At 54.1% G+C, this 18,051-nt stretch carries 16 protein-coding genes and 1 tRNA gene; 4 read left to right on the forward strand and 13 right to left on the reverse strand.

Annotation, left to right across the window (positions count from 1 at the left end):
• Window positions 1–447: 447 nt before the first annotated feature.
• Together QY332_20540 and QY332_20545 are read left to right on the forward strand one after the other, a co-directional pair.
• Window positions 448–2,340, forward strand: coding sequence for a hypothetical protein (locus QY332_20540; protein ID WKZ36005.1), 1,893 nt, complete (start codon window positions 448–450; stop codon window positions 2,338–2,340).
• A 61-nt stretch (window positions 2,341–2,401) separates the two neighbouring features.
• Window positions 2,402–2,491: transfer RNA gene (locus QY332_20545), tRNA-Ser, on the forward strand.
• A gap of 117 nt (window positions 2,492–2,608) precedes the next feature.
• Here the strand turns inward: QY332_20545 and QY332_20550 are convergent.
• Genes QY332_20550 through QY332_20580 form a run of 7 tightly spaced genes read right to left on the reverse strand, consistent with a single transcriptional unit; the run spans window position 2,609 to window position 9,286 of the window.
• Window positions 2,609–3,277, reverse strand: coding sequence for a hypothetical protein (locus QY332_20550; GenBank protein ID WKZ36006.1), 669 nt, complete (start codon window positions 3,275–3,277; stop codon window positions 2,609–2,611).
• A 12-nt stretch (window positions 3,278–3,289) separates the two neighbouring features.
• Window positions 3,290–3,805, reverse strand: coding sequence for a cytochrome c (locus QY332_20555; GenBank protein WKZ36007.1), 516 nt, complete (start codon window positions 3,803–3,805; stop codon window positions 3,290–3,292).
• Window positions 3,802–4,335 (reverse strand): DUF3341 domain-containing protein, encoded by a 534-nt coding sequence (locus QY332_20560; protein ID WKZ36008.1) that lies wholly within the window; start codon window positions 4,333–4,335, stop codon window positions 3,802–3,804. The genes QY332_20555 and QY332_20560 overlap by 4 nt, the downstream gene beginning before the upstream one ends.
• Window positions 4,336–4,344: 9 nt before the next feature.
• Window positions 4,345–5,790 (reverse strand): polysulfide reductase NrfD, encoded by a 1,446-nt coding sequence (gene nrfD / locus QY332_20565; GenBank protein ID WKZ36009.1) that lies wholly within the window; start codon window positions 5,788–5,790, stop codon window positions 4,345–4,347.
• 3 nt (window positions 5,791–5,793) lie between these two features.
• Complete coding sequence (locus tag QY332_20570) at window positions 5,794–6,534, reverse strand: 4Fe-4S dicluster domain-containing protein (protein ID WKZ36010.1); 741 nt, start codon at window positions 6,532–6,534, stop codon at window positions 5,794–5,796.
• Window positions 6,535–6,536: 2 nt separating this feature from the next.
• Window positions 6,537–8,711, reverse strand: a complete 2,175-nt coding sequence (locus tag QY332_20575; GenBank protein WKZ36011.1) for a molybdopterin-dependent oxidoreductase — start codon at window positions 8,709–8,711, stop codon at window positions 6,537–6,539.
• Window positions 8,712–8,731: 20 nt separating this feature from the next.
• Entirely contained in the window at window positions 8,732–9,286 is a 555-nt protein-coding gene (locus QY332_20580; GenBank protein ID WKZ36012.1) for a cytochrome c3 family protein, read from the reverse strand.
• A 335-nt stretch (window positions 9,287–9,621) separates the two neighbouring features.
• Between QY332_20580 and QY332_20585 the strand changes: the two genes are divergently transcribed.
• The gene (locus QY332_20585; GenBank protein ID WKZ36013.1) at window positions 9,622–9,879 is read left to right on the forward strand and encodes a hypothetical protein; all 258 of its coding nucleotides are present in this window, start codon (window positions 9,622–9,624) and stop codon (window positions 9,877–9,879) included.
• A gap of 154 nt (window positions 9,880–10,033) precedes the next feature.
• On the opposite strand, the gene QY332_20590 is transcribed toward QY332_20585, so the two are convergent.
• The 4 genes from QY332_20590 to QY332_20605 form a co-directional block, all read right to left on the reverse strand.
• Window positions 10,034–10,642 carry a response regulator transcription factor gene (locus tag QY332_20590; protein WKZ36014.1) on the reverse strand — a complete coding sequence of 203 codons (609 nt, stop codon included), beginning with the start codon at window positions 10,640–10,642 and terminating at the stop codon, window positions 10,034–10,036.
• Window positions 10,643–11,542, reverse strand: coding sequence for a trypsin-like peptidase domain-containing protein (locus QY332_20595; GenBank protein ID WKZ36015.1), 900 nt, complete (start codon window positions 11,540–11,542; stop codon window positions 10,643–10,645).
• A gap of 93 nt (window positions 11,543–11,635) precedes the next feature.
• Window positions 11,636–12,268 (reverse strand): response regulator transcription factor, encoded by a 633-nt coding sequence (locus QY332_20600; GenBank protein WKZ36016.1) that lies wholly within the window; start codon window positions 12,266–12,268, stop codon window positions 11,636–11,638.
• Between the two features lie 7 nt (window positions 12,269–12,275).
• On the reverse strand, window positions 12,276–13,586 hold the full coding sequence (locus tag QY332_20605) for a sensor histidine kinase (protein WKZ36017.1): 1,311 nt from the start codon (window positions 13,584–13,586) through the stop codon (window positions 12,276–12,278).
• A gap of 259 nt (window positions 13,587–13,845) precedes the next feature.
• Here QY332_20605 and QY332_20610 point away from each other — a divergent pair, with 259 nt between their 5' ends.
• Window positions 13,846–15,987 (forward strand): glycosyltransferase family 39 protein, encoded by a 2,142-nt coding sequence (locus QY332_20610; GenBank protein WKZ36018.1) that lies wholly within the window; start codon window positions 13,846–13,848, stop codon window positions 15,985–15,987.
• 57 nt (window positions 15,988–16,044) lie between these two features.
• Here the strand turns inward: QY332_20610 and QY332_20615 are convergent, their stop codons facing one another.
• Window positions 16,045–17,394 carry an MFS transporter gene (locus QY332_20615; GenBank protein WKZ36019.1) on the reverse strand — a complete coding sequence of 450 codons (1,350 nt, stop codon included), beginning with the start codon at window positions 17,392–17,394 and terminating at the stop codon, window positions 16,045–16,047.
• Between the two features lie 147 nt (window positions 17,395–17,541).
• The gene (locus QY332_20620) at window positions 17,542–17,928 is read right to left on the reverse strand and encodes a hypothetical protein (protein ID WKZ36020.1); all 387 of its coding nucleotides are present in this window, start codon (window positions 17,926–17,928) and stop codon (window positions 17,542–17,544) included.
• Window positions 17,929–18,051 lie beyond the last annotated feature (123 nt).

Genomic DNA, 18,051 nt, shown 5'->3' on the forward strand with positions numbered 1-18,051 from the left:
TTTTCATTCTCCAGGACTTTTGTTGCGGGTCGCGCTTGAAGTACGATTTACAATGTATTTTATTCGATAATATCCAGGCCTTTAATAGACATTATCGGAAAGAAGATGATTCTTCCACGAAGGACACGAATTTTCACGAAGAAAGAAAAGAAATTCGTGATTCTTCGTGAACTTCGTGGATAAAAAATTAATGCCGATAAAATCTAACATTTATCCGGGAAGTGTCTAACATCAAAATCAAGATGCAATGTCGCTGCAAGGAGGGCGGAGCCCGACGACGCCTGCCACGCAGTGGTAAACAATCTCCTTCTAATTTGGGGATTGCTTCATCCACTTCATGGGCTCGCAACGACATGGAATATCTTGGATATTGATCACTCCCTTTTCTCCGAATTATCCGTGGCTAGAAATCACCTTATAATAAAGAAATAATACCCCGGTGTAACCATGAATACAAAAATCACTGCTTTTATCAACAAAATCCACCCATTTGCATGGCAGATCATTTGCATGACAGCATCAATCATTGTTTTTAGTTTGATCCTGACGAATCGCTCACCAAATATATTAAGACCTGTCAGCATGGCACTACGATTGGGGTTTGGGATCGTTATTCCGCTTGCCGCATTACTTATGTATACGGTCTACCGCATTTCGGGACGGTTTGGCACATTGCTGGCATTCATAACCACCATGTCACTGTTCGCATTGGGGCTCGCAGGTCTGTGGGCTTCCGGGAAGACCCACTCCATCCTTTTAAATGGGCTGATTCCTGTCAGCGATGCAACAAATTATTATATTGACGCACTACGCATTCTGCATGGAATGAACATTTCAAGTTTTTCAGGAATGCGTCCTTTCTTCCCTGGATTTCTCTCGTTTTTACTATGGCTGAGCGACCGGAACCTTATGGTTGCGCTTGGCATCCTTACTGCGGTCGCTGGAATTTCATCCTATCTGGCTTCAAGGGAGATACAGAAAACACACGGAGCCGGGGCAGCTGTCTGTTTTCTTCTATGGATTTTTTTGTATTTTCGCCATCACAGCGGCACAACCATGTCTGAGTCACTTGGCTTAAGCATTGGTCTGCTGGGGACTGCGCTGATCTGGCGGGGCATATCCGCCAAGAAGGAACTGAATGCATTATTTGGGATCATGTTGATCGCACTGGCATTGAATATTCGCCCTGGAGCCATGTTTGTGCTGCCAGCCCTTCTTCTTTGGGGAGGATTTGCGTTTCGGGGAAGGAAAAACTTCCCCGCAGTTTTTTTTATTACAGGAGCAATCCTGATTCTCGTTGTGTTTTATCTAAACAACATCATGATCAAAGCCCTTGCCGGGCCGGGAGGAATTGCTTTTTCAAATTTTTCATGGGCCTTGTACGGCCTGGTGTCCGGCGGAAACTCCTGGACGTATATCTTTGAAGCACACCCGGAATTGAATTTACTTCCCGGGGCGGAAGCAACACCCACCATTTACCGGCTTGCCATTGAACTGTTTTTCCAGGAACCATCACTCTTGATGAAAGGTGCCTTGCACTACTGGAACCAATTCTTTTCAAGCACTTGGTACAATGCATATTCCTTCGTGGCCGGGGAGAATTATTTTATGAACGAGGCAGCGAGATGGGGAATGTATTTTCTTGGTGGAATGGGAATCATCAAGTGGTTAAAAAATCGCAAGGATCCGTATACTAGTCTGGCACTCTTTACAGCACTGGGAGTGCTGGCTTCCGTCCCATTTGTTCCTCCAACGGATGCTTACCGTGTCCGCCTGTACGCAGCGACCATACCATTTTTTTGTCTGCTCCCCGCAATGGGAGTATCCTATTTGTGCGACCAGCTCCGTGTTCGTTTTGCATTCAAAACCACGCAGGACATACAAGCTGAATTCCCAACTTCTGCATTTTCCATCGCGCTGGTCACAATCCTGATCGCTGCACCTTTAATTATAAAGGCAACAGCGAAATCCCCCATCATTGCGGCAAATACATGTCCGTCCGGAATGGACAACATCGTCGTACAATTTGATGAAGGCACCTCCATCAATGTCCTTCGCGAGAATATCATCTTCATGGATTGGATGCCCAACTTCCACATAAGCACGTTTCGACGTAATGCACATGACCTTGCAGATTCCCGTTTGATCGAAAAGATAAAATCAATTACCCCCCCAGCCTCTCTCTTTTATACGCTTGATTTTAGATCAAACCGTGAGGCGCTTGTCATCATCAAAACCGATCTCTTACCTGAACCGGGAAGTCTGTTAAATTTATGCGGTCGCTGGGAAGACAGCCCAAATTTGGTCAATTACAGATTATTCCAAGTTGATGCACCCTGACAACAGGAAACATTGCCCATATAAAAACACATGGTATAATTCGCCCGCTCGTTGGAAAACTGGAGAGGTCGCGTAGTCTGGCTTAGCGCGCACGCTTGGAAAGCGTGTAACCCACAAAGGTTCGCGGGTTCGAATCCCGCCCTCTCCGCCAGAGAGCAACGTCCCTCTCCGAGGGACGTTGTTATTTTTACCAGAGAAAATTTTCCGTGTTCAATATGGCATAAAAAGACCTGATCGCCCGGACCAGGACTTTTTGCTATATGGCTTTTTAGGGCGATGGGGTGGCCGTTGCCTCCTCCACTGGAGCGGGCTTCCCGGCGAAAATCAAAAGCCCGGAGATCGATTCGGTATGACCGGGGATGTCCTCATTGCTGGTGACAATAAATTTATATAACAGGGATGATTCCCAATTTCCAGCGCCGAGAATGTCCGTTCCCCTGGATTCGGCGTCCGCACGGCGGGAACCGGATGTGATGCCTGCATAACTGCTCAAGTCCAATTGCGCGAGGGAGATCTCCAGATCCACCGAATGACAGGAAACACAGGAAAGCGACCCGGAGTACCAGAGATTGGCTTCCACAAAGAGGGGTCTTACCTCTTCAAAACTGGATTCGCAATTTTTACCATTGACATCGGTGAATTGGAATGCAGCTGTTTCGGATGAACCCGCCTCGACCCATGCTCCGATCAGGTCCACTGCAACGACACGGCACACATCACTGTCAAAGGGAATGGTTTCGGCGCCGCTCATTTCCATGGCAGGCATCGTGGCCGGCAACAGGGTGGGGATGGGGGTGCGCTCGACAGGCATTGCGCCACGCGTGCAAGTCAATGTAAAGCCGCAGGCGCTGATATAGATAAAGCCGATCCAAACAAGCACACCGACCAGAAAGACAACCAACGCGCCATAGATATATTTTCTAACATCATCATTCATTCTGATGACTCCCTATTGTCCTTCCGCCGCTTTGAGCGTGCGGATGTAATTGACCACGTCCCAGCGTTCGCGAACCGTGAGGTTTCCATTCAGGGGCGGCATCAGGCCAAAGCCGTTGCTGATCGTGAGAAAAAGCGTGCCGTCGTCCTTGTCTTGAACAAGGGCACCGGAAAGGTCGGCGGGTTTTTTCTGTACCAGGAAGGCGGCAATCGGACCATTGCCCTGCCCTGCCTCGCCGTGACACATCTGACAATGGATGCCGAAGAGTTGCACACCACGCGCGAGGGAGGCTTCATCCGCAGGGACAGGGTTGGCAGGCGCCCCCGCACCGGGCACGTAGGCGGGACCCTCGATGGGAATGGACCGCGCCGGCACCTGCAATGGTTTCTCCTGCGTGCCATACGAATCCTGGATCTCCATGAAGACGACCCAGTCAATCTTGATCACATCGTAGGTGAAGATCATCAATACGCTGACAAGGATGCCAAGCGCGAAAAATACGAAAACGAGTTGTTTGAAAAGTCTCATAGGTGTTGGGCCTCCGCAGGTCTCACGGATTCAGCGCCCAATTTTCTCAAGGCATCCGTAACCTTCTTTTCTTCCACATGCGAACATTCGACCAGGATGGCGATCTTCCCGTCGCTCACCTCGGGCACGTATTTCATCGGGCGGTAGTTGGGAAAGAAGCTGTCCAAAAATACGCCGAGGAAGGTGGAAAGCAGCATGCCGAGCATGGTCAGTTCGAAGAGAACCACAACGGTTGGGGGACCAGGAACAGGGTACTGCGAACTGACTTGAATGGGATACGGGTACAGGTATGGGGAGACAAACATCAGGAACGCCCCGCCCAAAAACCCAAGGATCGCCCCGCCAAGTGCAATGCGCGGCACGTTCGTCCATTGATTGGGACGTCCGAGCATGGCTTCGGTGACGGGAACGCCGGAGATGACGTTCATGCACTCGTCATGGACGCCCATGGAGCGGAGATGCTCAATGGCGTCGGCGGCAGGTTCGAGGTCCGGAAAGACCGCCAAAATATCAACTTTGGATTCAGCCATCGCGTCCTCCTATTCCAATTCGCTGACCGTGACAACGGTCTCGCGTCCAAATTTCTTGAGTTCGTGAGCCATCTGACCTTCCTGCACTTCCCAGACGGGGATGAGCGGTATCAGTTTGGATGCCGCCATGTAAAGCAGGATGAAAAAGGTCAGCGTACCGATGCCGAGCGGAATTTCGATGCCGGGCTCGTACATACGCCAGGTGAAGGGCATGCGGTTAATGGAAAGCGAGATCGGAATGATGATGTACCGCTCGAACCACATGCCCACATTGATGGCGATGCCGACGACGGAGATCAACCAGGGGATGGAACGCCATTTCGCGTTCCAAAGGATCGCCCAAGGGATTGCAATGTTAAGGATCAGCATCGCGAACCACATCCAACCGAGCGGACCGGCTTCGTGGAAGTGAAGCAACTGCTTCGTCCACTTGTCGCCGCCGTACCATTGGATCATGTAGTCATTGAAGAAGAAATATGCCCAGCTCATCGAGATGATGAGCATGAGCTTGCCGATGGCGTCGAAATGTTCGGCCCGGATGAAATATTTCATGTGTTTCATCGTGCTGCGAACGATGGCCAGCACCACGACCACGGCGCCCATGCCGGAGTGCAAAGCGCCGATCACGAAGTAGGGACCGAAGATGGTGGATGACCAGCCGGGCCGCGTAGCAACGGCAAAGTCCCAGGAAACGATGGTATGTACCGAGAACATGACCGGGATGATGGCAAATGCAAAGATGTTCATGGCGTTGCGGAGATGGGTCCACTCGCCCTCCGTTCCGCGGAACCCGAGCGCAAGCACCTTGTAGAGGGTCTTGCGCCAGCCGGTCGAACGATCGCGCGCCATGGCCACATCCGGGATGAGCGGCAGGAAGAGGTACATGGTGGAGGAAAGCAGGTAGGTTGTGATGGCAAGCAAATCCCAGGAAAGCGGGGAGTGGAAGTTGGGCCACAACATGCGCTGGTTCGGATAGGGCATGAGCCAGTAGGCAAGCCAAATGCGGCCCATGTGCATGAAGATGCTGAACCCAGCCTGCACCAGGCCGAAGGTGGTCATCAATTCTGCGGCACGTGTGAACGGGCGGCGAAACTCCGCCTTGAACACACGCAAGATCGCTGAGATGAACGTGCCTGCATGGCTGATGCCGATCCAAAACACGGTGTTGACGAGAAAGATACCCCAATAAACCGGGCGATTGACGCCGGCCACACCAAGGCCCTCCGCGATCATGACACCCCATGAATAGAAGAGCGTATACACCGTCACGGCAGAGAGTACCCCAAACACCACCCAGAATTTCCAGGTGGTATGGTGCATGGACTCCATCACCATTTCGTTCATTTTCCCGCGCGGAAGCGGGTCAAGCATCAAATGTTTTTCGCGGAAATGCTCTTCACTGTGAGCAGAATGCTCAACGCGAGCATTTTCCATTTCTTTTTTAGCGTAGGCCATGGTTTACTCTCCCTTGAAGTAGGTCACGTTTGGAAGCGTGCCGAGTTCTTCAAGATGTTTCCCGCCGCCCTGTCGCTTCGCCAGTTGGGAAACAAGCGACTTGGGATCATCCATGCGACCAAAGGTGATGGCGTTTGCCGGGCAGGCTTGCGCACAGGCGGTGGTGAATTCGCCATCCATCACTTCGCGTCCCTCCGCCTTTGCCTGGTCCTGCGCGTGGTGGATGCGCTGGATGCAGAAGGTGCATTTTTCCATGATGCCGCGCCGCCGCACGGTCACATCCGGGTTCAGTTGATTCGGCAGCGGTTCGGGACGTTCGTAGTCGCGCCAGTTGAACGAACGCACCTGGTACGGGCAGTTGTTCGCGCAATAACGCGTGCCGACACAGCGGTTATACACCTGCAGGTTCAACTGTTCCGCCTGTGAGTGCACGGTGGCAAACGCCGGGCAGACAGGTTCACAGGGTGCGCTTCCGCACTGCTGGCACATCATCGGCTGGTTGGGTGTCATCTTCACTTCGGGATATTCACCCTCCCAGAAACGTTCGATGCGGATCCAGTGCATGGAACGTCCGTAGCCCGCATCCTCCTCGCCGACGAAGGAAAGATTATTCTCCATCGCGCACGCGGCCACACAGGCCTGACAGCCCGTGCAAATATCCTGGTCGATGACCATCCCCCACTTGCCGGATTCCTCCGTGCTTAGTTTTACTTCAGAAATCTTCAAATCGCTCAAAGTCGCCATAATTAGTGCTCCTCTCCCATGCCTTCGCCATAAACGCCTATCATGCTCTCAAGGCGTGAAAGATGTTGTTTCCTTCCAGTCTTTTCGATACTGACTTTCATGCCCGCAAAGGCAAGGTCGCCCGCTTCATTGAAATGCTGACCCAGCAAATCATTGGGATTGATGCCCCGCCCCTCGGCATACCGTCCGTAGGCAGTGTGACCCTGACCGAAGGGCATCGCCACGGTATCGGGACGAATGGCTGGGTATAGATACACGGGCAGTTCCACAGCCCCGGCAGCGCTCACCACGCGCACGACATCGTCGTTCTCGATGTGCAGGTCGCGGGCGGTCTTGGGATTCATCTCCAGCCAGGTGTTCCACATCACGGTGGTGGTCGGGTCGGGAAGCTCCTGGAGCCAGGGCTTGTTAGCGCCCGCCTCCGCCAGTGTCGGTGAGACGAACGGGACAAAGAAGAACTCGCCTTCGCCGGCAAACTCTGCCGCATCACCGCTGAGATTGCGATTAAGCACACCTGCTGCATCCGGGATTCCGCGCCCTTCGGAGGTTTTCCACCAGCCGCCATGCTGTTGGAAATATGCCATGAACGTGAGAATATCAGGCGCAGAGAAGGAGCCATTTGCCTCGTTCATCAAAGAGGCTGCCTTGCCCTGCAGGAATTCAACCTCATCCTTGAAAGGCAGGGCTTGGGAAAATTTTCCGCCAGCCAGTTGCGCGGCGGCGATCAACACATCCGCAGTGGCGCGGGTATTGTAGAAGGGCGAAACCACAGGCTGAGCGCCCGAAAGCACAGGTTGATCCGCACCGGTGGCTACACGCTGGTAACCCCAGGATTCAAGCCCGTGATGATCGGGGAAGATGTAATTCGCTTCGCGTGCCGTTTCATCGGGGAAGGTGGAGAAAGAGATCAACAGCGGTACATTTTTACTCGCACTGCGAAAACCAAGGGAGTTGGGCAGTTCAAAGAAAGGGTTGACGCCATGCACGAACAGCACCTTGAATTTGCCATCCGTCATCTTCTGCACAAATTCCTGCATTTCCTTCGCGGAGGCGGGACGGTGATCGTCAGTCTCGTTGGGAGCCAGCGCTGAGAGATACAAGCCGCCGGGTCGCCCGAAATTATCCACGAGGGCGTTCAGGGCAAGCACAGCTTCGGCAACCGCAAGTCCATTGCTCTGACCGAGCGCCGCGCCGCCGGGGATGGCAAGCGCACCTGTTGAATTCGCAAACATCGTGGCAAGGTGTTCGAGGGTTTCAAGTTTCACGCCGGATCTGGAGGCTGCATCCAACACATCCACACCTGAGAACGCGCGCGGCATCGATCCGCCTTTTAATTCAGCGGCGAGTCTGCCGATGGCAAGGACAACCAGCGCCTCGGTCCCGGGGCGAAGCGGAATCCATTCGTCCGCCTTGCCGCCCGTCGCGGACATCCGCGCTTCAAATTGGACCAGTTTGCCGCGTTGTTTCGTCACGCCTTCGCGCAGGCCGGCAAATCCGCGCGTGTAAGAAACGGGTGAGAGCCAGGTCTCGAGGAAGTTCGCCCCAAAGGAAAAGACAACCTGCGCCCCGCCCACATCAAAGAAGGGCAGGCCGGCTACGCCAAAAAGATTCTCGGCAGCTTTGCTGAGGGTGACGCGGGATTCGAACATGCCCAACGCGCCAAAACGGATCGGGGCGTTCATGCCTGTTGCATCCGCCAGGTCGGAGACGAGATCAAATAGATGGTCGGGAGTCATGCCCATCAGGAAGGCGATCTCCTCGGGATTGTTATTCTTGAGGGCGTCAGCAACCACCTGAATGGCAGTGTCCCAACCCATGGGGGTGGGAGAGCCTGCCTTGATCGGGTCGGTGACACGGTCCGGATTGTACAAACCGTGCAGGGTTGCCTGTCCGCGCGCGCAGGTCTTTCCGAGGTTGAGCGGATGGTTCGCATTGCCTTCGGTCTTGATCGCGCGCCCTTGCATGGTGCGGACGATGAGTCCGCAGCCTGCCGCACATTCGCGGCATGTAGTGGCGTAATATGTGCTCTGACCGTTGTAGTTGTACTCGGGCATCTGCATGTACGGCTCGCGTTTAACGTACCGCGAAGCAGGACCACACCCGGTAAGGATCGCAGTCGTCGCCGCGCCCAAACCAGCCAGTTTCAGAAAATCACGCCGGGAAAATTGTTCGCTCATAATGATTCCTTTCGCCCGGTTTAATAATGACACGTGCCGCAATCGGCAAGTTTGATCAGTTTTTCATGGTCGTCTCCCGCGGATTCGACATGACAGGTCAGACACCAGCCCATGTTCATGACCTGGGGGTTTTCAGCAATGGTCACCTTGGTCATGTCGCCGTGACAATTCTCGCAATTCTGGCCCGCCGCAACGTGGGCGCGGTGGTTGAACTGGACGAAATCCGGCACGATGGCGACCGGCACCCATTCGATGGGCGTGCCGCTTTCCACGGCATCCTTCAATGGTTTAAGTAACAGGCTTGTCTGTGTTTTTGCAATTTGCTCATGGCAGCCCCAGCACGTGGATTGGGAAGGGATACCGGCGGCTGGACCGCGCGCCGCGCCAGGATGGCAGTACAGGCACTGGATGCCAAAGGCAACATGCGTGCGGTGAGGGAATTGAATGGGCTGTTCAGGCGTCTGCTGGGTTTCGTAAATACCATACGCCGCAAGGCTGAACAACGCCAGGAACGCGATCCCCACCGCAATCAAGCCGAGAGGCTGTATCAGCCAGTCAAAGGTTCTTTTGATCATGGATGCTCCTGAAATGAACGTTAAGCGCGATGCCGCCGTACATACCACGGCGGCAAAGGCTGAATTAACCTACTCCAAAACCCGAAAACAGCTTTCCAAAAATGAAGATATACGCATCACGGAATACATATACACAAAACCCGTCCCGACCGAAATCAGGACGAGAAAAGGGAATAAAACCTTCATGAGGACTTCCATACTCTCTCCATATCGCATCACTCGCTGAACCCCGCCAGCAAATAACCCGGCGCATTATACATCGAAAGTGCAGAAAAGTACATATAAGGGCAAAATTATACACTTTCGATACATGTTACAATTATACTAATAAAACAATGAAAGCAACTCCTATTCTCGGGACCCTTGTTCCTTTGTCCATCGTCCTGTTCATTACGCTGGCGCTCACCAATTTCAACCCGCCCGCCGTGTCAGCGCAAAGCCCCGGAGTGACATCCGTCCTCGTGCAAACCACACCCACCCCGCCAGCGGACGGCGTATCGGAGATAGGCTCCACCGACGGCATCCTTTTCATGGGCGTGGTAATCGTGCTGATCGTCACCCTTCCGCTCCTGTTCCATAAAAGTAGAAGATAACATGACTCACCCCGAAATTAAGGTTTCGCGGGTGAGTTCGTTTTTAAAAACAAAAGGGACGCTGATGTACGCAGAAAACGCTGATTTGTTTGTCTTTATCAGCGTCAATCAGCGTACATCAGCGTACCATATTAAATTCGGGGTTAATCATGTTTTACAATGATATCAACCCAAGTTCGATACCGCGCTTGACTGCCTCCGTGCGACTCGAAATCCCCAACTTGGCATACAAAGCCGAAAGATGAAACTTGACCGTATGCTCGCTGATGCCCAGCGCAAGCGCGATCTGCTTATTCGCCAACCCTTGCGCCATCAATTGCAGGACTTCCTTCTCCCGCGCAGTCAACGGCTCAATCAGGGACTCTTTGCCCGTAGATTCCCCTGCTCGAAGCAATCGCATCAACCGTTCGACCAGGCCTGGTGCGCCGACCCAAAGCCCCTCCCCCACTGCACGGACTGCCGCTGACAGTTCATCTTCCGTAGCATCCGCAGGAAGCACACCCCAGATACGCGCCTTGGAATTCAACAAAGACCGGACTGAATCTATATCATCTGTCAAAAACAATATCGCGTACCCCTTATTGCCGTTCCCCAACGGAACAGAAGAGAGCGGGGCAAACACCACCACATCAGTCTCGTTTTCATTTACACGTTCAAGATTCACCGCCTCGCCCACCACGCTGATCCCAGGCTGACCGGCCAGCATTTCATGCAAGCCAACCCGCAAAGCATGGTTCGGCGAGACAATGGAAACCCGTATCAATTATCTTTCTCCAACGACCACACTCACAACCTGTAATATGCCGCCGCGCAGGACATCCATGACTGTGGATTTTCCAATCACGTCACCACTCAGGCGGGTGAACAACTCATCATGATGCTCGATGGCTTCCCCGGCAATCCCTACCAGGATATCGCCAACGATTAATCCGGCTCTGCCTGCAGGGCTATCCGCTTCCAAACCAACAATTAAGAGGCCCGTCTCCTGCTCCCGCTTCAATTCCGATTGCACATCGGCAGGGATGTTGACCGTCTGACTGCGGATGCCGAGGTAGCCGCGTTTGATCCTGCCGTGTTTGGCGAGGGTTTCAGCTGTCTTCCACGCCACATCGGCAGGGATGGTAACCGCGCCACCGCTGCGGAAGCCGGAGGTATTGATGCCATACACCTGTCCCTCGGTGTTGATCAGCGGTCCACCCGAAAATCCGGGGTAGGAGACCACGTCGGTTTTGATGTATTTTTCGAGCATCCCGCCGCGCCCGGTGCGGACCGGACCGCCAACCGCATTGACCGTGCCAAAACTGGATTCGATTCCCTCTTTGGAGGGGCGTCCGATTGCCAGTACGAACTGTCCCACGCGTGCAGGTGTCTTTGCAACGTCGGCAGGAGTGGCTGAGGCGGAGTCCAATTTCAGGACAGCGAGGTCAGTTCCAGGGTCCCGACCAGCGACGCGGGCAGAGAGTTCCGTCCCGTCACCGAGAAGAATTTTGATGTCTTCGTCACGTTCCACCACATGGTCGGCGGTCAGGATCAGGTCTTCTGCAATGGCAGTTCCGCTGGCGGGCATGCGGCGGCGCGCATCCACCAGCATGGTGGATTTGCCTGCTTGCTCTGCGGCGTTAGCCATCGCATCTGAAAGTTCAGTAAAAATGTTTTTGCTCATTAGGTTACTCCTTATGTACCGTATTGTAGCGAGTACCTGGCTGGAATGCATCGCCTAAAGGGATGGAACGGTACTGGACGTTTGGGCAGGGAGCTACAAACCGTGTTGAATGGCAAGGACTGCCGCCTGGGTCCTGTCAGATACCCCCAATTTATCCAAAATCGCGCTGACGTGGTTTCTGACGGTCCCCTCGGAAAGATGCAGTTGGGCGGCAATATCGATGTTGGTCAGTCCTTTCGCGAGCAGGTGCAGCACATCCAATTCCCGCCCGGTGAGTTTCTCCATCAGGGTGGATGCGGGTTGGGTCTGATGGCTGGCAACTTGATGGAGCAGTTTGCCCGCGACGGCGGGATCGACGAAGGATTTGCCTTCCATTGTGCCACGAATGGCTTCGACGATTTTCTGGCGCGGCGTGTCTTTGAGCAAATACCCCGATGCCCCGGCGCGGATGGCGTCGAAGACCCATTCATCGTCATCGTAGGTGGTGAGGACGAGAATTTTGATATGGGGAAATTTTTTACGGATCTCGCGAGTGGCTTCGATGCCGTTCATGCCCGGCATTTTCAAATCCATCAGGATCAGATCGGGCTGTTTTGCGGCGGCGAGCTCGAGCGCTTCAAATCCGTCCTGGGCGGAACCGACGACCTGAAAATCGTTCTCCAACTGAAGAAGCATTTCCAATCCATCGCGGATGACTGCCTGGTCGTCACAGAGGATGATTTTCATAGGCGGATTATATCGTCAACACAACTCGTGTCCCTTTGTCTTTTTCACTTTCAATCTTCAAACGTCCGCCGGCGAGATCGGCGCGTTCGCGCATACCGACCAGCCCAAAGTGACCTGTGGGCCCTTTTGATTTCAGATTAAAGCCGGCGCCGTCATCCTTAATGACAAGGGTGGTCTGCCCGTCGTTTGACAAGTGGATGCTGAACTTTTTTGCGTGTGAATGTTTGGCAATGTTCTCGATGGCTTCCTGGGCAATGCGGAAGATAGTCTGCTCTACATCCGGGCTGAGCGAAGGCATGGGATCCTGCAAAGCCAGTTCCAGGTCCAGGAGGAGGCGGGCAGCGGTGGATTCGGCCATTTTTTTGATGGCGAGACGGAGGCCCAAGTCTTCCAAATCTGATGAACGCAGTGCCCGCAGGGCGCGGCGGGTATCCTCCACGCCTTTGCGAGTGGCGTGAAGGGATGTGTCGATCAATTCACGGGTCTTTTCGGAATCAATGTCAAAGTAGGCCTTGGCAGTTTCGAGTGAAACGGACAATGCTGTGAGCGAATGGGCAAGGGTGTCATGCAGTTCGCGGGCGAGACGGTTGCGCTCGCGGCTCACGGCAAGCTGTTCCAGCGTGGACGCATAGTGCGTGAGGTTTGCATTTGCCTCGCGAAGCGATTCTTGCTGATTTCGCAAACGTGTAACCAACGCAATGATAAAAACCCCGACAGCAATGAAACTGATCGTGCGAATGATGGCGATAAAAAGAAAGACAAAAAGATTACGATATTCAAAGGTATTGAAAACGATCAGACCGAGTTCGAGTGTGGTGGTGGCGAGACTGAAAAAGATGACGTGTGCAAGTTCATATTCCCACGCCACCAGCGCGAGCGCAACGAATAAGACCGGCAGTTGACGAAGCGCCATCCCCTCCGCATTGGAGAGCGGACCTTGCGGGAAGCGCGGCACGACCAGCACGTTGATGAGGATGGGCGCCGCGGAAATAATGAGCACCATCAGCAGATAATAATTGCCTGCAAGTCTATCTTTGAACTCATCCCAGTGGGCAAGTAAAAGAAAGAGCAATGCCACCAGGCCGTTCGCAAGGTAAAAAAGATAAACGGGCAACAGCAAAGGACGTGGCGGAAGCGTTTGATTTGGAAGCAGGGGCTGGTTTTGTGGACCGGGGTCGAAGTATGCGGCCCCGCCAAGCAATCGTTGGATTTGCGGCATGTAAAGCATGAAATCCATCAGTGCCATGCCCAGTAGAAAGCCGGGCCAGATCCAGGCGGCAATGCGCAGAATGCGGGTGGAGTCATCGCTGGGATGCATACCCGCATCTTATCACGAAGGGGTTTTGAGCAGGCATGTCCCCTGTCATGTCCCGCGGTTCCCATCCATGACAGGAGTCATGGGTTTTCGTGTGTGATGCATGCCTTTTCATCAAAAGCCGTGACGGGGCTCACTTCTGGTTTTTGAGTGGGAAGCGTACACTAGGCGTATGTAAATAATGGCGACTGGCACGCATGCGCAATTATCGCTCAAGCCATTTATCTATTCGATTCGTTCACATTGAAAAAGGAACAGCCCGATGACAACAGCAACCCTTCCCGCACAATCATCCATGCTGGGCAGGAAACTTCTGCCCGGCATGACCATTGGCACGCTTATTGTCGTCGCCATCATGGTCTTCTCGTTCATCCTGCACATGGTCAACATCGACGCCATTGGCAACGCCAACGAATATTACACTGCCGCAGTAGTGTCCATGCTCAAATCGTGGAGCAACTTCTTCTTCGTTGCCGCCGAACCGGGCGGCTCGGTCACCGTGGATAAGCCCCCGCTGGGGTTGTGGATACAAACCATCTTCGCCTACTTCCTCGGTGTGAGCGGTTTCAGCGTGACACTTCCCAACATCCTTGCGGGCGTGTTCGGCATCGGTCTGCTGTACGGCATGTTGAAAAAACACATGGGCGAACTGGCAGGCATCATCGCCGCATTCGTCATGGCGGTCACTCCCGTCTTCATCGCCACCAACCGCAACAACACCATGGATGGCATGCTGGTCTTCATGCTCCTGCTGGCGGCATGGGCATTCATTCGCGCTACAGAAACAAGCAAACTGCGCTGGCTGCTGCTTGGCGCGATCCTGGTCGGTATGGGTTTCAACATCAAAATGCTGCAAGCCTTCCTGCCGCTGCCCGCATTCTATGTGCTTTATTTTTTCGGCTCAAAAGAAGGCTGGCTCAAAAAGATTCTCAACCTCGGCATCGCCACCATCCTGCTCATCGCTGTCTCGCTTTCGTGGGCTATCGTCGTGGATTTGGTCCCCGCCGAGAAGCGTCCCTACATTGGTTCCAGTGACGACAACACCGTGATGGGATTGATCTTCGGTCACAATGGGATCTCACGCCTCGACAATCAACGGGATAACAACGCGTCTCCATCTGGACCTCAGCCGGGTCAGCCTTCCAATGCCGGGATTCCGACTGAGCAGAATCCCGGTCAAGACCAGCGACAGGGACCGCCCCCCGCTGCCCTCATCGCTTGTGAAGCACAGATACAAGGTGCATCCTGTTCATTCTCTCTACCGAATGGAAACATGATTGACGGTTCATGCATCACACCGCCCAACCAAACTGAACTAGCCTGTGCACCGCAAGGGACCATTCCGCAGAATGGTCGGATACCCAATGGCGTACCGAACGGACCAAATGGCGGCACACCTTTTAGCCAGGAAACGGGAACACCGGGAGCACTGCGTTTATTCACCTCACCGCTTTCCAAGCAGATGTCCTGGCTGCTGCCCTTCGCGCTCATCAGCATTCTGCTTGCCTTGTTCGGATCACGAATCCAATTGCCGATTGAATCCGGCATCCACAAGGCGCTAATCCTGTGGGGCGGCTGGCTGTTGACTTGCGTGGCCTTTTTCAGCATGATTTCCGGCATCTTCCACGCCTACTATGCCATCATGCTCGCTCCTGCGCTCGGCGGGATGGTCGGGATCGGGTTTGCACTGCTATGGAATTGGGGCGCGCGAAACCATTTATCCATCGTTTTGCTGATCGTTTCCGTGCTGATCACTTTCGGGTTTCAGATCTTCGCCGCCGCACAATACAACGAGTTCTCATGGTGGATGCTCGGGACTGGAATCCTGCTTGGGTTGGGAATCTTGTTCATGTCCGTTTCGAGGCGGGCGGCGTATGTCACCATTCTCACAGCAGCGCTGGTCATCCCAACCTATTGGAGCGTGCTGACCGTCACGGCTGGGGCGAACAACCACCTACCGACTGCGTATGAAGGGCAGAATGTTGGCGGGCAGGACGGCTTCCTTGCCAGCCCGATGCGCGGCAATAACCGCAGCGTGGATGCGGAACTGCTTGCGTTTCTGGAAGCCAACACGCAGGATGTGAACTACCTCATGGCGGTTCCTTCCTCCCAGCAGGGCGCGGACTATGTGATCGCCAGCGGGCGCCCCGTGCTGTACATGGGCGGTTTCGCCGGCGGCGACCAAGTGGTGGACTTACAAGACCTGGCAGAGATGGTTGCGAACGGCGATCTGCGCTACATCCTCTACGGCGGCGAGCGTGGAGATAGGCAGGAAATTGCGAATTGGCTTTCCTCCTCTTGCTCGGTGGTGCCGGGGTTCGGAAATGCCGTACAGGGACAGGGTCCGCGCATGCAAGGCATGGCGTTGTACGAGTGCAGATGCCAAATTCCGATGCCATATTGATACAAAAAGTGAATCAAAAAGCCGGGCAGTGCTTGCCCGGCTTCGAGTCAAAATCCATCAAGCGGGAACTGCTTCCACTTTCGCCAATTCGTCGTGGTCGGGCAAAATAGTCTCTGCGTTGTGAATGGCAGGAATGAAATACCCAGCCAGGCCAACAAGCACAACGAGCAAACCGCAGAAGAAGATGATCAATCCCATGCCGGCCCCCGAACCCGTGCCGACCAGCCAGCCAAAGGTTTCAGAAAGCGCGCTGGTGGTGCGCATCTGCGGCTCAAGGACAAAGTCTGCCAGTGTGCCGGCAATAATGGGCGAGATGGGGTTAGTGAACCACGCGATCAAACGACGTGCGGAGAAAACACGCCCCTGCACATCCGGCGCAACCTTCGCCTGCCAGATGGCTTGATTGGAGGCGTTGACCAATGGCCCGACCAGGGCGCCAATGACAAGCCCCAGGATCCAGATGGGCAAGCCTCCGACTAGACCGACAATTGACATACCGATCCCGGAGATCATCCACCCGAGCAGGACGCCATGCACACGGCGTTTGAACCCGCCCCAAGTGCTCATTAGAATGCCGCCGATCACCGCACCGATCGCGCCAGCCGTCTGCACGGAACCAAGCATAAGGCTGTCATTCCCCGTGCGGGATAAGACCATGGGAGCAAGCAGGGTGAACCCGATGCCGGCGAAAAGGTTTCCAGCAAAGAAGATCAACTGCAAGCCGAGCAGACTGCGGCGGGCAAAGATGTACTTGAATCCGTAGGCAGCTTCCCGCCAGATACTGCCCTGTCCCTTTGCACCTTCCTCGGTACGGGGTGGCTGCGGGACATGGACGAACATCAACACGCCGATGGCAAATAAAAATGTGACTACATCGAAAAGCAGGATGCCGGTCAGACCGATCAACGGAAGCAATGCGCCGGCAAGCAGGGGGGCAATCACGCCTGGTCCGGCCTCGACCAACGACATCATGCCGTTGGCACGCCCGTATTGTTCTTTGGGAACCATGGTAGTGATCGCCGCAGAATAGGCGGGCCACTGGAACGCCATCCCCAGGCCGTAGATCACCGAAGCAAAGTACAGATGCCAGAATTCAAGAATCCCCTGCCACTGGAAGATGAGGATAAGGATCGTGGCGATGCCAGCGACAAGGTCGCTGACCATCATCATCATTTTGCGGTTGTGACGGTCCACCAGCACGCCGGCAATCGGGGAGATCAGCAGGAACGGGGTAATAAAAAAGACCTGCATCAGACCGAGCGCAGTGGCGCTCTCGGTCTTCTGGAACATCCAGATGGTCAGGCCGAACTGGCTCATGGCACTGGCAAGCACGGACACGATCTGACCGATCCACACGAGGGTAAAACCGAACATACCGCTGGGACGTTTTGTAGAAGGCTCTTGCATGGTTATGATCCTATATCACGTTACATATAAAGAACAGGCACAAAAGAAGCCCGGGACTGAGGCGGATGGCAGCCAAATAACATCGAGGGAGCAGGTTATTGCAGCAGTTTAAAGAAATACAACAACATATGATATTCGCCTTTTTATCTATTCTACGAAAATCTCGACGTGTTCGCCGTCTTCTTCATCGGTCACATCAATGATCTTGCCGGTGACGCCCATGCGCAGGGCTTCCATCACGTTGCTCATGTCCACACCCTGCACTTCCGGGGCAAAATGCGCTCCGATCTTCATGCCGGCGTCCACAAGCGCCAGAGGAATTTGGACCGAGGCTTTCGAGCGTCCCGTGCGCGTGTCCGTGACACGGATGCGAAGCCAGCGTGCCGGTCCACCCGCCCCGGGTGGACGAGGCGGCATGGGAATGCCGCGGCGCGAATCGCTCAAAGCCGACAGCAATTTTGCGCCCTCCTCCGCACTGATCTTGCCCTCTTCGATCAATTTCAGGATTTTCATTCTTTCTTCAGTATTTGCCATGTTGTCATCTCCTTTCGGATGGTTTTCTTCTGTAGGCGGGCTTGCCTGCGCCAGTGTATATGCCAGGCGCAACCAGCCAACTCTATTATTTGTCTTCCTGTCAGACTTCAAGCCTGGCCGTAC

Source organism: Anaerolineales bacterium, from assembly GCA_030583885.1.
In the GTDB taxonomy this organism is placed as follows: Bacteria; Chloroflexota; Anaerolineae; order Anaerolineales; family Villigracilaceae; genus Villigracilis.

Coding starts and splice junctions, on each gene's coding strand:
- QY332_20540 (WKZ36005.1), top strand. CDS start 448: ATGAATACAAAAATCACTGCTTTTATCAACAAAATCCACCCATTTGCA.
- QY332_20550 (WKZ36006.1), bottom strand. CDS start 3,277: ATGAATGATGATGTTAGAAAATATATCTATGGCGCGTTGGTTGTCTTT.
- QY332_20555 (WKZ36007.1), bottom strand. CDS start 3,805: ATGAGACTTTTCAAACAACTCGTTTTCGTATTTTTCGCGCTTGGCATC.
- QY332_20560 (WKZ36008.1), bottom strand. CDS start 4,335: ATGGCTGAATCCAAAGTTGATATTTTGGCGGTCTTTCCGGACCTCGAA.
- nrfD (WKZ36009.1), bottom strand. CDS start 5,790: ATGGCCTACGCTAAAAAAGAAATGGAAAATGCTCGCGTTGAGCATTCT.
- QY332_20570 (WKZ36010.1), bottom strand. CDS start 6,534: ATGGCGACTTTGAGCGATTTGAAGATTTCTGAAGTAAAACTAAGCACG.
- QY332_20575 (WKZ36011.1), bottom strand. CDS start 8,711: ATGAGCGAACAATTTTCCCGGCGTGATTTTCTGAAACTGGCTGGTTTG.
- QY332_20580 (WKZ36012.1), bottom strand. CDS start 9,286: ATGATCAAAAGAACCTTTGACTGGCTGATACAGCCTCTCGGCTTGATT.
- QY332_20585 (WKZ36013.1), top strand. CDS start 9,622: ATGAAAGCAACTCCTATTCTCGGGACCCTTGTTCCTTTGTCCATCGTC.
- QY332_20595 (WKZ36015.1), bottom strand. CDS start 11,542: ATGAGCAAAAACATTTTTACTGAACTTTCAGATGCGATGGCTAACGCC.
- QY332_20600 (WKZ36016.1), bottom strand. CDS start 12,268: ATGAAAATCATCCTCTGTGACGACCAGGCAGTCATCCGCGATGGATTG.
- QY332_20605 (WKZ36017.1), bottom strand. CDS start 13,586: ATGCATCCCAGCGATGACTCCACCCGCATTCTGCGCATTGCCGCCTGG.
- QY332_20610 (WKZ36018.1), top strand. CDS start 13,846: ATGACAACAGCAACCCTTCCCGCACAATCATCCATGCTGGGCAGGAAA.
- QY332_20615 (WKZ36019.1), bottom strand. CDS start 17,394: ATGCAAGAGCCTTCTACAAAACGTCCCAGCGGTATGTTCGGTTTTACC.
- QY332_20620 (WKZ36020.1), bottom strand. CDS start 17,928: ATGGCAAATACTGAAGAAAGAATGAAAATCCTGAAATTGATCGAAGAG.